Source organism: Stenotrophomonas sp. GD04054 (assembly GCF_029836955.1).
In the GTDB taxonomy this organism is placed as follows: domain Bacteria; phylum Pseudomonadota; class Gammaproteobacteria; order Xanthomonadales; family Xanthomonadaceae; genus Stenotrophomonas; species Stenotrophomonas maltophilia_A.
In genome coordinates this window covers 1-14284 of the sequence record NZ_JAOECR010000051.1, presented here as the reverse complement: position 1 = coordinate 14284, position 14284 = coordinate 1, and the positions used below count along the sequence as shown (strand labels likewise).

Sequence of the window (14284 nt, the reverse complement as noted above, 5' to 3'; positions counted from 1 at the left end):
GTGATGACCGGTTCAGACTCCATGCCCGACCCCGCTGCCCTGCTTGCCCTGGATGCCCGCCGCTCGGTGCCCTCGCGGCAACTGGGCGAGCCCGGACCGGATCCAGCCACCCTGCAGCGCATGCTGGCCTCGGCCGTGCGCGTGCCCGACCACGGCAAGCGCGTACCGTTCCGCTTCCTGAAGATCGCCGGCGATGCACGTCACACTCTGGGCGACTTCCTGGCCGAGCGCAGCCGCCAGCGCGACCCGCATGCGGGCGAGGCAGTATTCGAGAAGGACCGCCAGCGTTTCAGCCATGCGCCGCTGGTGATCGTGGTGGTGGCCAGCCCGCGGCCAGACCCGAAGGTGCCCGAGCAGGAACAGCTGATGACCGCCGGCTGCGTCTGCTTCGCCCTGCTGCAGGCCGCGCAGGCGCTGGGCTTCGGCGCGCAGTGGCTGACCGCCTGGATGGCCTTCGATCCGGCGGTACAGGCCCACCTGGGCCTGGTCGAAGGCGAACGCATCGCCGGCTTCATCCACATCGGTACACCCAAGGCCGATGTACCTGAGCGCGAGCGCCCCGATCCGGCGGCCCTGCTGCGCGACTGGACGCCACCGGCATGAGCCTGCCGGCACCACCGCCATCGCTGTATCTGGTCGACGCCAGCATCTACGTGTTCCGCGCCTGGCACTCGCTGCCGGACCAGTTCCAGGACGCGCAGGGCTGGCCGACCAACGCCGTGCACGGCTTCGCCCGCTTCCTGCTCGATCTGCTCGAACGCGAGCGCCCGCGGCACATCGCCATCGCCTTCGACGAAGCACTCGACAGCGGCTTCCGCCACCGGCTGTATCCGGCCTACAAGGCCAATCGGGACCCGGCGCCGGAAGCGCTCAAGCGCCAGTTCGTACACTGCAAGGCGCTGTGCGCGGCGTTGGGCCTTGCGGTGCTTGCCCACCACGAATACGAAGCCGATGACCTGATCGGCAGCGCCCTGCACGTGCACCGTGGCAGCCACCGCGGGGTGATCATCTCCGCCGACAAGGACCTGTCGCAGCTGCTGCTGGATCACGACGAGCAGTGGGACTACGCACGCAACCAGCGTTGGGACGTAGCCGGAGTGAAGGCGCGGCACGGCGTGCACGCGCACCAGATCGCCGATTACCTGGCACTGTGCGGCGATGCGGTGGACAACATTCCCGGTGTCAGTGGTGTCGGCAGCAAGTCCGCCGCCGTGCTGCTGGCCCACTTCGGCAGCATGGATGCGCTGTACGAACGCCTGGACGAAGTGCCGTTCCTGCGCCTGCGCGGCGCGGCACAGATGGCGGTGCGCCTGCGCGAACAGCGCGAGCACGCCCAGCTCTGGCGCCAGCTGACCACCATCGCGCTGGACGCGCCGCTGGAAGGCAGCCAACCCGGTCTGCTGCGCCAGGCGGCCGACCCGGAGCTGCTCGGTGGCCTGTGCCAGACCCTGCGCTTCGGCCCGATGACCCGCCGCCGGCTGTTCGATGCCGCCGGTGTGGCCGACCCCGTTCCCACTCCATCCGTTTCCAATTCCGGCGAGCCCGCATGAGCCAGCGCAACACCGAAGCCCCGCGTGTCGTCTATGAAGGCAAGTACCAGCGCATGCTGGTGCGCGGCACCTGGGAATACAGCGAACGTACCCACGCCGGTGGCCTGGCCGCGATCATCATCGCCGTCACCCCTGAGGACAAGGTGCTGTTCGTCGAGCAGTTCCGCGTGCCGCTGCAGGCACCCACCATCGAGATGCCGGCCGGCCTGGTCGGCGACATCCACGCCGGCGAATCGATTGAAGTCTCGGCCGTGCGCGAACTGGAAGAAGAAACCGGCTGGACCGCCGATCACGCCGAAGTGCTGATGATCGGCCCGACGTCGTCCGGCGCCAGCAGCGAGAAGATCGCCTTCGTACGCGCTACCGGCCTGCGCCGGATCGGCGAAGGTGGCGGCGATGACAGCGAGGACATCACCGTGCACGAGATTCCACGCAGTGAGGCCGCGGCCTGGCTGGTGCAGAAGATGGGCGAAGGCTACGAGCTGGATGCCAAGCTGTGGGCCGGCCTGTGGATGATCGAGCACCACCTGGACGGGCGCCCGCGTGGCTGACGCCGACCTGCATGCGCTGCCGGCGCTCCTTGGCGCCGATGATCCGGCAATCTACGCGATCCACCGGGCGCAGGGCGCGTCGCCGTACCTGCTGCTGGCCGACCATGCCGGCCAACAGGTGCCGGGTACCCTCACCGGCCTGGGCTTGCCACAGGCCGAACTGGATCGCCACATCGGCTGGGACATCGGCATTGCCGGCACCACCCGCGCACTGGCCGAACGGCTGGATGCCTGGGCGATCGAACAGACCTATTCGCGGCTGCTGATCGACTGCAACCGCCCACTGGCCTCGCCGACGCTGATTCCGGAGGTGAGCGACCACACCGTGGTCCCGGGCAATGCCGGGCTGTCGGCGGCACAGCGCCAACAGCGCATCGATGCGATCCACGCGCCCTACCACGCGCGCATCGACGCGGAACTGGATGCACGCCGCGATGCCGGCCGCCCCACCCTGCTGGTGATGATGCACAGCTTCACCCCAGTGATGAACGGCATGCAGCGGCCGTGGCATGCCGGCGTGCTGTACCACCAGGACACGCGCTTTGCGCATGCACTGCTGCAGGCACTGCGCAACGAAGGCGACCTGGTGGTGGGTGACAACGAACCGTATTCGGTCAGCAGCACCAGCGACTACGCGGTGCCGGTGCATGGCGAAGGCCGCGGGCTGGTGCACGTGGAATTGGAGATCCGCCAGGACCTGATCGCCGATGCCGCCGGGCAGCTGGCATGGGCGGAGCGGCTGGCGCGGATCTTCAGCGCGCTGCAACCGCAGTTGCTGGCATTGGGTTGAACGCGCGTGGATCCATCCCGGGTTGGTAGTGCCGGCCGCTGGCCGGCAACCTCAGGGTAGTTGGGTCATTGTGTTTGCCGGCCAGCGGCCGGCACTACCACTACTGTTGCCGGGCGCAGGCCCAGCGCGATCACCACGCCGAGCGCGGCGAACAGCGCGGCGCCGTACTGTGCATTGACCATGCCCTGCAACGCATCAGGGCTGGTTGCCGCCTGCGTGCCGCGCGCGGCGTTGGCGACCATCACCAGTACCGCCAATCCCAAGGCGCCGCCGATCTGCTGGGCGGTGGCCGCCATGCCGGACGCGACGCCTTGCTGCGGACCCGGCACGCCCTGCCCGGCCACGATCCACATCGCCGTCCAGCTCATGCCCTGGCCAACGCTGAGCACCACGATGCCCGGCAACAGCGGCCAGTAGCTGGCGCCATGCGGCATCGCCAACGCAACCGCGGCGATGCCGACGGCACCTGCGGCGAAGCCCCAGGCCAGCACCTGCCGTGGCGAACGGCGCCGCAGCATGCGTTCGGCAATCCGGATGCCGAAGGTGCACACCAATGTCGGCAGCAGGAAGGCCATACCGGCCTGCAGCGGGCTCCAGCCATAGCCATCCTGGAAGTAGAGCGCCAGGAAGTAGTACTGCACGCCATAGCTGCTCATGAAAGCGAAGGTCAGACCCAGCGCGGCGCGGAGGCCGGGCAGGCGCAACAGCGAAAACTGCATCAGCGGGTCACGGCTGCGCTTTTCGATCTGTACGAACACCGTCAACAGTACGGCTGAAAGCAGCAGGCAGACGAGCGTGGCCGGCGCCGTCCAGCCCCACTCCGGCCCTTGCACCAGGGTGGTGACCAGCAGGCTGCCGCCGGCGGTGACGGTGAGACAACCGGCCAGATCGAAGGAACGGCCCTGCACGCGTGGACCATCGGCCGGCAACCACGCGCCGGCCGCGACTGCACAGGCGGTGGCCAGCGGAACGATCACCGCCAGCACCGCCGGCCAGCCGAATGCCTGGGTCAGCACGCCGCCGAGCAGCGTGCCCAGCGCCAGGCCCACCGCGCTGGCCATGCTCCAGATTGCCAGCGCGCGGTTTCGCACCGGACCTTCCGCATACAGCGTGTTGATCAGTGCCAGCGTGGCGGGGAACAGCAACGCCGCGCCGATACCCTGTGCTGCACGCGCGATGATCAACAGCGTAGCATTCGGCGCCAGCGCACCGAGCAGCGAGGCCAGCGCGAACAGCAGCATGCCCAGCCGGTAGAAGCGGCGGCGGCCGATCAGGTCGGCGGCACGGCCACCCAGCAGCAGGCTGCCGCCGAAGGCCACGGTGTAGGCACTGACCACCCATTGCAGCTGCTGCGCGTTGATCTGCAGCGCGCGACCCATGTCATGCAAGGCAACGAAGATGATGGTGGCATCCAGGGCAATGATCAGCTGGGCGGTGGCCAGCAGGGTCAGCGCCCAGCGCGGGTATTTGAGGGGAGGCATCGGCGGTCTGGCGCGGTGGGGGAGCGCAGTCTCATTGATGCGAGCCAATCAATAAACCCCTCCCCGACCATATCTGTCATGATTTTCGGCATGAATGGAGCCTCGATGGACCTCAATGCGGTGCGCATGCTGGTGCAGGTGGCCGAAGCCCGCAGTTTCACCGTGGCCGCCGGCCAACTGGGCCTGAGCCAGTCCGGCCTGTCGCGCGCGATCGGAAGGCTGGAAGCCACGCTGGGGGTGAAGCTGCTGCAGCGGAACACCCGCAATGTGGCGCTGACCCCGGATGGCCGCCAATTCGTCGAACAGGTGGCACCGCTGCTGGCCGGCCTGGACGATGCCGAACGGCAACTGGCCGACCGCCCGTGCACGCCCTCGGGCACATTGAAGATCAGTGCGCCGTCGATGTTCGGGCGCAAGGTGCTGGTGCCGATGCTGGCGCCGTTGCTGCAACAGCATCCGCAGCTGCAGGTGGAAGCGGTGCTCAGCGACCGTCTGGTCGATCTGGTCGAGGAAGGCTTCGATGCCGCGCTGCGCACCGGCGTCATCGCCGACCAGCGCATCGTCGCGCGGCCATTGCGGCCGCTGCGCTGGGTGACGGTGGCCAGCCCCGCCTATCTGGCCCGCTGTGGCGCACCGGACGATGTGGCCGCGCTGCAGGATCACGCCTGCCTGGCGGTGCGCAACCTGCGCAGTGGCCGGCTGGTGGACTGGCAGTTCCTGCAGGACGGGCAACTGCGCGAGTTCACGCCGCCGACGCGGATGGTGTTCGACAGCGGCGATCCGCTGGTGGAAGCGGCCATCGCCGGTATCGGCATCGTGCAGGTGATGGATTTCGCCGTGGCCGATGCGTTGGCCGATGGCCGCCTGCAGCGCGTGCTGCAGCCGTTTGAAGGCCGCAGCCGTGCACTGTCACTGATCTATCCGCCCTCGCGGCAATGCTCGCCAAAGCTGCAGGTACTGGCCGACGCGTTGCTGGCCGGGCAGTGGTAGCGCCGGCCGCTGGCCGGCGTCTCCGGCAATCCAACCGTCTCAGGTTTGCCGGCCAGCGGCCGGCACTACCAGGCTGCGGTAGATCCACGCCATGCGTGGATGAGGGCCGGTAGCGCCGGGCATGGCCCGGCGTTACCGATCAGGCGAAGCTATCGGTGGCGCGCACCAGTGCGTCCACGTTCTCGGCTTCGAACGCCGAGTGGCCCGAGGCCGGCGTGATTTCCAGCTTCGCCTTCGGCCACACCTTGGTCAGGTCCCAGGCGTTGGCCAGCGGGCAGACCACGTCGTAGCGGCCGTGCACGATCACGCCGGGAATGTCAGCGATGCGGTGCGCGTCGCGCAGCAGCTGGTCTTCCACCTCGAAGAAGCCGCCGTTGACGAAGTAATGGTTCTCGATGCGGGCAAAGGCCAGCGCGAAGTGCGGGTCTTCGTGGCTGTTGATGAAGTCGTCGTCGACGTGCAGGAAGCTGGTCGCGCCTTCCCACACCGCCCAGGCTTTGGCCGCTTCCAGGCGGGTGGTTTCGTCTTCGCTGGTCAGGCGGCGGTGGAAGGCCGAGATCAGGTCATGACGCTCCACCGACGGAATCGGCTTGAGGTAGTGCTCCCACGCATCCGGGAACAAGCGGTTGGCGCCTTCCTGGTAGAACCATTCCAGTTCCCAGCGACGCAGCATGAAGATGCCGCGCAGGACCAGTTCGGTCACGCGCTGCGGGTGGGTTTCGGCATAGGCCAGTGCCAGGGTCGAACCCCAGCTGCCGCCGAACACCTGCCAGCGATCCACCTTCAGGTGCTCGCGCAGCTTCTCGATATCGGCGACGAGATCCCAGGTGGTGTTGTCCACCAGGTCCGCGTGCGGGGTGGAACGGCCGGCACCGCGCTGGTCGAACAGGATGATGCGGTACTTGGACGGGTCGTGGAACTGGCGCATCTTGTCGCTGCAGCCGCCGCCCGGGCCACCGTGCAGCATCACCACCGGCTTGCCGTCCGGGTTGCCGCACTGTTCGAAGTACAGCGTGTGGCGGTCGTCGACCTTCAGGGTGCCGACGTCGTAGGGGGTGATGGCGGGGTACAGCGTACGCATGCTTGCAGCTCCAGGGTGATGCCCTGCCGGGGCAGGAGAACCTCCATTCTAGGCCGGACGCCGGCCCAGGGTGATCCGGTCGCGCTGCTCCAGATCCTGTACGGTCTGCACCTCCGTAAAACCCGCCGCGTCGAACAGCGCGCGGATCGCCGCGCCCTGGTCCCAACCGTGCTCGATCAGCAGCCAGCCACCGGGCAGCAGATGGGCCTGGCCACCGTCGACGATGCGGCGGATGTCATCCAGCCCGTCCACGCCGGAGGCCAGCGCGGAAGCCGGTTCAAAACGCAGGTCGCCCTGCTCCAGATGCGGGTCGTCGCTGGCGATGTATGGCGGGTTGCTGGCAATCAGGTCGAAGCGTGCACCCTGCAGTGGCGCATACCAGTCGTGCCCGCCCTCGGCGAAGCGGACGTTACGCAGTTCATGGCGCGCAGCATTGCGCGCGGCCACGGCCAGCGCGCCCGGGCTGGCATCGGTAGCCAGCACCTGCGCTTGGGGCCGTTCGCTGGCCAGTGCAAGTGCAATCGCACCGCTGCCGGTGCCCAGGTCAACCAGCTGCAGCGCCTGGTCCTGCGGCAGGCGCTCCAGCGCCAGCTCGACCAGCAGTTCGGTTTCCGGACGCGGGATCAGCGTGGCCGGGTCGACCTCCAGGTCCAGCGTCCAGAAACCGCGGCGGCCGGTCAGGTAGGCCACCGGCTCGCCGGCCACGCGGCGGGCCAGCAACGCTTCGAAGGCGGCCAGGTCGGCGGCGGCCAGCGGATCGGTGGCATGCGCGAACAGCCAGCTGCGCGGGCGCTCCAGCACATGCAGCAGCAGCAGTTCGGCCTCGTGGCGGGCCTCGACGCCGCCGAGGCGGGCACTGGCCTCGGCCACGATCTGGCGCAGGGAGGGTTCGGTTTGGGAAAACATGCCGCAATTGTAGAGCGGAGCCCATGCTCGGCTGCTTCTGGCGCAGTCGAGCTACACATCCACAGGTCCGCAGTCGAGCATGGCTCGACTCTACAAAAGGCTGCAATCCGTTCAGGTTCTGCCCGAGGGGATAAGGAGGGACTATTGGCCCTATTCAGCCGTTCCGGAAGATTTTCCTTGTCACACAGGCAGTTGCAGGATGAAAGCGTCTGGGTTCAGTGCCTGCTCAGTGCATTCTGATAGACTGTATCTATCAAATAGATGCAATCAATGGATTGTTCTTATCGATAGCGAGTCGGTACTCTAGGTCTTGTCGATTCACCCACTCCCCTTCACCCAGAGGAAAAACGATGTCCCTGATCAACACCCAGATCCAGCCGTTCGAAGCCAATGCTTACCTGAATGGCGAGTTCATCAAGGTTTCCGACAGCACCCTGAAGGGCCAGTGGTCGGTCCTGATCTTCATGCCGGCCGCCTTCACCTTCAACTGCCCGACCGAGATCGAAGACGCCGCTGACCATTACGCCGAGTTCAAGAAGGCCGGCGCCGAGGTCTATATCGTCACCACCGACACCCACTTCTCGCACAAGGTGTGGCACGAAACCTCGCCGGCCGTCGGCAAGGCCCAGTTCCCGCTGGTCGGCGACCCGACCCACCAGCTGACCAACGCCTTCGGCGTGCACATTCCGGAAGAAGGCCTGGCCCTGCGCGGCACCTTCATCATCAACCCGGAAGGCGTGATCAAGACCCTGGAGATCCACTCCAACGAGATCGCCCGTGACGTCTCCGAAACCCTGCGCAAGCTGAAGGCTGCCCAGTTCACCGCCGCCAACCCGAACCAGGTGTGCCCGGCCAAGTGGAAGGAAGGCGAGAAGACCCTGACCCCGTCGCTGGACCTGGTCGGCAAGATCTAAAGCGGTACCGGCCTGCCGTGGCCCCACGCCACGGCGCGCCTTTCATCCCCGTGCCGGTCCCCCCGCCGGCGTGGGGGTGAACCCAAGACAGCCAACGCTCGCCCGCCTTGGCCAGCCAGCCCCTTCCACGGTCGCTGTCTTGGGTTCACCCCTACCCCCTGCTGGTCCGCTACCTTCTACAGCGGTGCCACGCCCCCTGTTTGCCTGAAGCCAGGAGATGACCCGATGTTGGACGCCAACCTGCAGTCGCAGCTGAAGACCTATCTGGAGCGCGTGACCCGCCCGATCCAGATCACCGCGCACGCCGACGACGGCGCCAAGTCGCAGGAAATGCTGGAACTGCTGCAGACCCTGGACAGCCTGTCGGACAAGATCTCGCTGCAGGTGCTGCGCGATGGCCAGGGCCGTGTGCCGTCCTTCGACCTGGGCACCCCGGGCCAGGATATCCACCTGACCTTCGCCGGCCTGCCGATGGGCCACGAGTTCACCTCGCTGGTGCTGGCGCTGCTGCAGGTCGGCGGCCACCCGTCCAAGGCCACCGCCGAGCTGATCGAGCAGGTGCAGAACCTGGAAGGTGAATACAAGTTCGAAACCTACTTCTCGCTGTCCTGCCAGAACTGCCCGGACGTGGTGCAGGCGCTGAACCTGGCCGCGGTACTCAACCCACGCATCCAGCACGTGGCCATCGACGGTGCCCTGTTCCAGGACGAAGTCGAGAAGCGCGAGATCATGTCGGTGCCGACCGTGTACCTCAACGGTGAAGTCTTCGACCAGGGTCGCATGACCCTCGAGCAGATCGTCGCCAAGCTGGACACCAACGCCAGCAAGCGCGATGCCGAGAAGATCGCCGCCAAGGATGCCTTCGACGTGCTGGTGGTGGGCGGTGGCCCGGCCGGTGCGGCAGCAGCGATCTATGCTGCACGCAAGGGCATCCGCACTGGCATCGCCGCCGAACGTTTCGGTGGCCAGGTGCTGGACACCATGGCGATCGAGAACTTCATCTCGGTGAAGGAGACCGAGGGCCCGAAGCTGGCCACGGCACTGGAACAGCACGTGCGCGAGTACGAGGTGGACATCATGAACCTGCAGCGCGCCAGTGCGCTGGTGCCGGCCGGTGAAGACGGCCTGGTGCAGGTGCAGCTGGAGAACGGCGCGGTGCTGAAGTCGCGTTCGGTGATCCTGTCCACCGGCGCACGCTGGCGCCAGATGAACGTGCCGGGCGAAGACCAGTACCGCAACAAGGGCGTGGCCTACTGCCCGCACTGCGATGGTCCGCTGTTCAAGGGCAAGCGCGTGGCGGTGATCGGCGGCGGCAACTCCGGCGTGGAAGCGGCCATCGATCTGGCCGGCATCGTGTCGCATGTAACCCTGCTGGAGTTCGATTCCAGCCTGCGCGCCGACGAAGTGCTGCAGAAGAAACTGCGCAGCCTGGCCAACGTCACCGTGCTGACCAGCGCACAGACCACCGAAGTGCTGGGCGACGGCAGCCGTGTCACCGGCCTGGTCTACAAGGACCGTGTCGGCGGCGACGCCCACCGCGTCGAGCTGGAAGGCATCTTCGTGCAGATCGGCCTGCTGCCCAACACCGAGTGGCTGAAGGACACCGTGGCGCTGTCGCCGCGTGGCGAGGTCGTCATCGATGACCGCGGCCAGACCAACCTGCCGGGCGTGTTCGCTGCTGGCGATTGCACGACGGTACCCTACAAGCAGATCATCATTGCCATGGGTGCCGGTTCGACCGCCGCATTGAGCGCGTTCGACCACCTGATCCGCTCGTCGGTGAGCAGCAGCAGCGGTGCCGTTGCTGAAGCTGCCTGATCCACCGTTCCCAGATCACCGGGAACATTGTCTGCCTGTCGGGTAACCATGCCGTCAGCCGGTCCGTTACCCCTGGGGTGTAAGGATGAACCTACGTGATCTGAAGTACCTGGTAGCCCTGGCCGACCACAAGCATTTCGGCCGGGCTGCCGCCTCCTGCTTCGTCAGCCAGCCGACGCTGTCCACGCAGATCCGCAAGCTGGAAGAAGAGCTGGGCCTGCCGCTGGTGGAACGCGCGCCGCGCAAGGTGATGCTGACCCCGGCTGGGCAGGAAGCAGCAGCACGGGCACGGGTGATCGTGTCCGAAGTGGAACAGCTGAAGGAAGCGGCGCGACGCAGCCGCGATCCGGAAGCCGGTACGGTGCGCCTGGGGATCTTCCCTACCCTGGGCCCGTACCTGCTGCCGCATGTGATTCCGCGCATCCGCGATCGCTTCCCGGAGCTGGAACTGCTGCTGGTCGAGGAAAAGAGCGATGTGCTGCTGGACCGCCTGCGCGAAGGCAAGCTCGACGCTGCACTGCTGGCCCTGCCGGTGATCGACGACCAGCTGCATGCCGAGTTCCTGTTCGAGGAACCGTTCCTGCTGGCCGTGTCCGGGCGCCACCCGTTGGCCCGTCGCGAACACCTGGACGTGCAGGAACTGGCCACGCAGAAGCTGCTGCTGCTGGAAGATGGCCATTGCCTGCGCGACCAGGCGCTTGAAGTCTGCCGCCTGTTCGGTGCCAACGAGAAGTCCGAGTTCCGCGCCACCAGCCTGGAAACGCTGCGGCAGATGGTCGCCGCCGACGTCGGCATCACCCTGCTGCCAAGCCTGTCGGTGCAGCCGCCGGTGCCGCGCTCGAACAACATCCGCCTGCTCGACTTCACCGGCGAAGGCCGCCCCAGCCGCCGCATCGCCATGATCTGGCGCCGCAGCTCGGCCATGAACGACTTCCTGATGGAGCTGGCCGATCAGTTCAAGCGCCTGCCGCAGGCGCTGTTCACCCTGGAAGCGGTCAACGCCGCCGGCGACACGACCGCCCTGCCCGGCCCCGCGCTGAACGGCTGAACCCCCGCAGCACCGGCCTGGAATCGGCAGGAGTCGATTCCGGTCGCATTTGTCCCCACAATACAGACAGGCGGCGCCAGCAGGTGCCGCCTTTTGCATGGCTTTCAACCAAGGAGCTTCACCATGAGTACCGCCAGCGGCCTGCCGCCGTCGATCACCGTTTCCACCTTCGACATGGACCGCCTGGACGCCATGCTCGAATCCCCTGCGCTGAGCCAGACGCCTGCCGCGCTCGCGCTTGCTGAAGAACTCAACCGTGCCACCGTACTGGCACCGGACCAGATTCCCGAAGGCATCGTCATGATGCATTCGCGCGTGGAGTGCGAAGATGAAGTGTCGGGCGAGAAGCACGTCCTGACCCTGGTCTTCCCCCGCGAAGCCAACGTCGATGAAGGCAAGGTTTCCGTGCTGGCCCCGGTCGGCAGTGCCCTGCTCGGCCTTTCGATCGGCCAGAGCATCGACTGGAACGCGCCCGGCGGCCGCAAGCTGCGCCTGCGCGTGACCGCGGTCCACAACGACCGCCCCTGATTACCGCTGCGCACCGCGCGCGATTCGATCCCCCTGCACCAGGAGCCGTAATGAGTACCCCGTCCAAACTGTCCCAGCTGCGCGAACTGTCCGTGGTCGTTGCCGATACCGGTGACTACGAGGCGATCAAGCGCCTGCAGCCGGTGGACTGCACCACCAACCCGACCCTGGTGAAGAAGGCGCTGGACCTGCCGGTCTACGCCGAGCTGATCGAACGCGAACTGGCCTGGGGCCGCCAGCAGAGTGGCGACCGCGAAGCCGTGGTGCACGCCGTGGCCGACCGCCTGACCATCGGCGTCGGCGCGCTGCTGAGCACGCTGGTGCCGGGCCGCGTGTCCACCGAAGTGGATGCCGACCAGGCCCACGACACCGCTGCCACCGTAGCCAAGGCCCGCCAGTTCATCCAGATGTACGCCGATGCCGGCGTGCCGCGCGAGAAGATCCTGATCAAGATCGCCGCGACCTGGGAAGGCGTGGAAGCCGCGCGCATCCTGCAGGCCGAAGGCATCGACTGCAACCTGACCCTGATCTTCAACCCGACCCAGGCGCTGGCCTGCAGCGAAGCCGGCGCGTTCCTGATCTCGCCGTTCGTCGGCCGCATCCTGGACTGGTACGTGGCCAACGGCCAGACCCCGGCCAACATCGATGAAGACCCGGGCGTGAAGTTCGTGCGCGGCGTGTATGCCGAATTCAAGCGCCGCGGTTCGCCGACGGTGGTGATGGGCGCCTCGTTCCGTTCGACCGCGCAGATCGAAGCGCTGGCCGGCTGCGACCGCCTGACGATCTCGCCGGACCTGCTGGAGAAGCTGGACGCCGACCACGGCGAGCTGCCGCGCAAGCTGGTGGCCGGTGCGGCGGATGGCGCGGCGGTGACCCCGATCGATGCGGCGAAGTTCGCAGCGGATCTGGCGGCCGATCCGATGGCGACCGAGAAGCTGGCGACCGGCATCGATGCGTTTGCCAAGGATCTGGAAGCGCTGCGCGAGCGGATTCGTTCGGAACTGTGATTCCGGCCAACGGCTGAGCCCCTCGTGACGGATCGTTTTGTAGAGTCGAGCTTGCTCGACTGACTGCTAAAGCAAAAGCCGCGCTGGGTCGGGCGTTGGGTTCGCGGGAGACGCCGTGAATCCGTCCCTGGAGGCTTGGCCGCCGCATCCATGCGGCGGACACTCCCGCTAACCCAACCCGCCCGCCCTCTGACAGTTTCCGGTGGCCGCCCGCCACGGATGAAAGAAGGAAGAGCAAAAGCGGGTCGCGCGCTTCGCTTGCTCGCAGCCGAGCATGGCTCGGCTACAAGGGCAATGCACGATCAAACAAAAAGGACGCGGCGAAGGCCGCGTCCTTTTTGTTTTCTTTCAGTTCGTCAGTAACCCATGCTCTTGCCCACCGTCACCGGGAAACTGTCGGGGGTGGGGCGGTGTGGGTTGGCAGGACCGTTGGCGCCATGGATGGCGCCATCGAGCCCCCAAGGACGGGTTTACGGCGTGTCCTGCCAACCCACACCGCCCCGCCCAACCCGCAGAAACGCAGAGCCGCTTTGGCTTTGGCTTCTGCCGTAGATTCTGCCCGCCGCAGGCGGACCACCGCGCGTCAGCGCGGCGCCTCCACATCCAACCCGATCGGGCAGCTCACGCCGGTGCCGCCGATACCGCAGTAGCCGTTCGGATTCTTCGCCAGGTACTGCTGGTGATAGTCCTCGGCGTAGTAGTACGCCGGTGCCGGGTACTCGATCTCGGTGGTGATCACCCCGTAGCCGGCTGCGGCCAACTGCGCCTGGTAGGCCTCGCGGCTGGCCAGCGCGGCAGCGTACTGCGCCTCGTCGGTGGCGTGGATCGCCGAACGGTACTGGGTGCCGGTGTCGTTGCCCTGGCGCATGCCCTGGGTCGGGTCGTGGCTTTCCCAGAACAGCTGCAGCAGCCGCTCCAGGCTCACCACCGCCGGGTCGAACACCACCTGTACCACTTCGGTGTGGCCGGTCAGGCCCGAGCACACCTCTTCATAGGTCGGGTTCGGGGTGATGCCGCCGGCATAGCCCACCGAGGTGCTGTACACGCCCGGTTCGGTCCAGAACTTGCGCTCGGCGCCCCAGAAGCAGCCCAGTGCGAAGCGGATCTGCTGCAGGCCGGCGAAACGGTCCTTCAGCGGATGGCTGTTCACGAAGTGCTGGTTGCTGTGCAGCGGCAGCGGTTGGTCACGCCCCGGCAGTGCTTCTTCCGGGCGCGGCAGGCGCTGCTTGAAGGCGCCGATGCCGAGGATGCCCTCGCCAATTCCCAACATGATGCGCTCCTACGCCGGAAGGCCGGCTATGTCGTCTGCATCGGAAATGGGGGCGTCCGGCGCGTGGCCCAAGTCCAGCGCCGCCACGATGTCCTCGGCCTGCGGCCGTGCCGCATCAGGGATGCCCACCCGCAGCACGCCGAACAGTGGCAGCTCGCCCATGCCGCCCAACAACGACTCGCCGAACACGAAGGCCGGGATGCCGGCATCCTCCAGCGCGTGCTTGACCAGGTGGGCGTCGAACAGGTTGTCGGCCTTGTACACGATGTGCATGCGGCAGCTCCGTGGGACAGGGTTCCAGCATACGCCCGGGGGCTGAATGGTGGTGGTGACGGCGCATGACCGTTCTG

15 protein-coding genes are annotated in these 14284 nt (G+C 66.9%); 10 read left to right on the top strand and 5 right to left on the bottom strand.

The features are described 5' to 3' along the window. Positions 1 to 21: 21 nt before the first annotated feature. The 4 genes from N7573_RS18460 to N7573_RS18445 are packed head-to-tail and all read left to right on the top strand — an operon-like array spanning position 22 to position 2891. The gene (locus N7573_RS18460) at positions 22 to 603 is read left to right on the top strand and encodes a nitroreductase (RefSeq protein WP_049399990.1); all 582 of its coding nucleotides are present in this window, start codon (positions 22 to 24) and stop codon (positions 601 to 603) included. After that, positions 600 to 1550: a 5'-3' exonuclease H3TH domain-containing protein gene (locus N7573_RS18455; RefSeq protein WP_279912949.1), complete on the top strand. Its 951-nt coding sequence runs from the start codon at positions 600 to 602 to the stop codon at positions 1548 to 1550. Before N7573_RS18460 ends, N7573_RS18455 begins: the two co-directional genes overlap by 4 nt. Continuing rightward, on the top strand, positions 1547 to 2101 hold the full coding sequence (locus N7573_RS18450; protein ID WP_010481791.1) for an NUDIX hydrolase: 555 nt from the start codon (positions 1547 to 1549) through the stop codon (positions 2099 to 2101). Before N7573_RS18455 ends, N7573_RS18450 begins: the two co-directional genes overlap by 4 nt. Next, the gene (locus N7573_RS18445) at positions 2094 to 2891 is read left to right on the top strand and encodes an N-formylglutamate amidohydrolase (RefSeq protein ID WP_279912950.1); all 798 of its coding nucleotides are present in this window, start codon (positions 2094 to 2096) and stop codon (positions 2889 to 2891) included. The genes N7573_RS18450 and N7573_RS18445 overlap by 8 nt, the downstream gene beginning before the upstream one ends. A gap of 65 nt (positions 2892 to 2956) precedes the next feature. Here the strand turns inward: N7573_RS18445 and N7573_RS18440 are convergent, their stop codons facing one another. Next, complete coding sequence (locus tag N7573_RS18440; RefSeq protein ID WP_279943241.1) at positions 2957 to 4372, bottom strand: MFS transporter; 1416 nt, start codon at positions 4370 to 4372, stop codon at positions 2957 to 2959. A 105-nt stretch (positions 4373 to 4477) separates the two neighbouring features. On the opposite strand from N7573_RS18440, the gene N7573_RS18435 reads away from it, so the two are divergent. Next, complete coding sequence (locus N7573_RS18435; protein WP_100437925.1) at positions 4478 to 5362, top strand: LysR family transcriptional regulator; 885 nt, start codon at positions 4478 to 4480, stop codon at positions 5360 to 5362. 139 nt (positions 5363 to 5501) lie between these two features. Here N7573_RS18435 and pip read toward each other — a convergent pair whose 3' ends face one another. Beyond that, entirely contained in the window at positions 5502 to 6443 is a 942-nt protein-coding gene (pip, locus tag N7573_RS18430) for a prolyl aminopeptidase (RefSeq protein WP_032130095.1), read from the bottom strand. Between the two features lie 48 nt (positions 6444 to 6491). Continuing rightward, positions 6492 to 7349 carry a peptide chain release factor N(5)-glutamine methyltransferase gene (prmC, locus tag N7573_RS18425; RefSeq protein WP_279912951.1) on the bottom strand — a complete coding sequence of 286 codons (858 nt, stop codon included), beginning with the start codon at positions 7347 to 7349 and terminating at the stop codon, positions 6492 to 6494. Positions 7350 to 7699: 350 nt separating this feature from the next. Between prmC and ahpC the strand changes: the two genes are divergently transcribed. From ahpC to N7573_RS18400, 5 genes are all read left to right on the top strand, one after another. Further along, complete coding sequence (gene ahpC / locus N7573_RS18420) at positions 7700 to 8263, top strand: alkyl hydroperoxide reductase subunit C (protein WP_004144811.1); 564 nt, start codon at positions 7700 to 7702, stop codon at positions 8261 to 8263. A 225-nt stretch (positions 8264 to 8488) separates the two neighbouring features. Next, a complete protein-coding gene (gene ahpF / locus N7573_RS18415; protein ID WP_100437922.1) occupies positions 8489 to 10081 on the top strand; it encodes an alkyl hydroperoxide reductase subunit F in 1593 nt (530 codons plus the stop codon). An 85-nt stretch (positions 10082 to 10166) separates the two neighbouring features. Then, positions 10167 to 11129, top strand: coding sequence for a LysR substrate-binding domain-containing protein (locus N7573_RS18410; protein ID WP_032129919.1), 963 nt, complete (start codon positions 10167 to 10169; stop codon positions 11127 to 11129). Positions 11130 to 11252: 123 nt separating this feature from the next. Next, positions 11253 to 11657 (top strand): nucleoside diphosphate kinase regulator, encoded by a 405-nt coding sequence (gene rnk, locus N7573_RS18405; RefSeq protein WP_005408156.1) that lies wholly within the window; start codon positions 11253 to 11255, stop codon positions 11655 to 11657. Between the two features lie 50 nt (positions 11658 to 11707). Next, on the top strand, positions 11708 to 12664 hold the full coding sequence (locus N7573_RS18400) for a transaldolase (RefSeq protein WP_125895505.1): 957 nt from the start codon (positions 11708 to 11710) through the stop codon (positions 12662 to 12664). 583 nt (positions 12665 to 13247) lie between these two features. Here the strand turns inward: N7573_RS18400 and msrA are convergent. Next, positions 13248 to 13913: a peptide-methionine (S)-S-oxide reductase MsrA gene (gene msrA / locus N7573_RS18395; RefSeq protein ID WP_279943243.1), complete on the bottom strand. Its 666-nt coding sequence runs from the start codon at positions 13911 to 13913 to the stop codon at positions 13248 to 13250. A 30-nt stretch (positions 13914 to 13943) separates the two neighbouring features. Further along, positions 13944 to 14207 (bottom strand): DUF2007 domain-containing protein, encoded by a 264-nt coding sequence (locus N7573_RS18390; protein ID WP_010481810.1) that lies wholly within the window; start codon positions 14205 to 14207, stop codon positions 13944 to 13946. Positions 14208 to 14284: the final 77 nt, after the last annotated feature.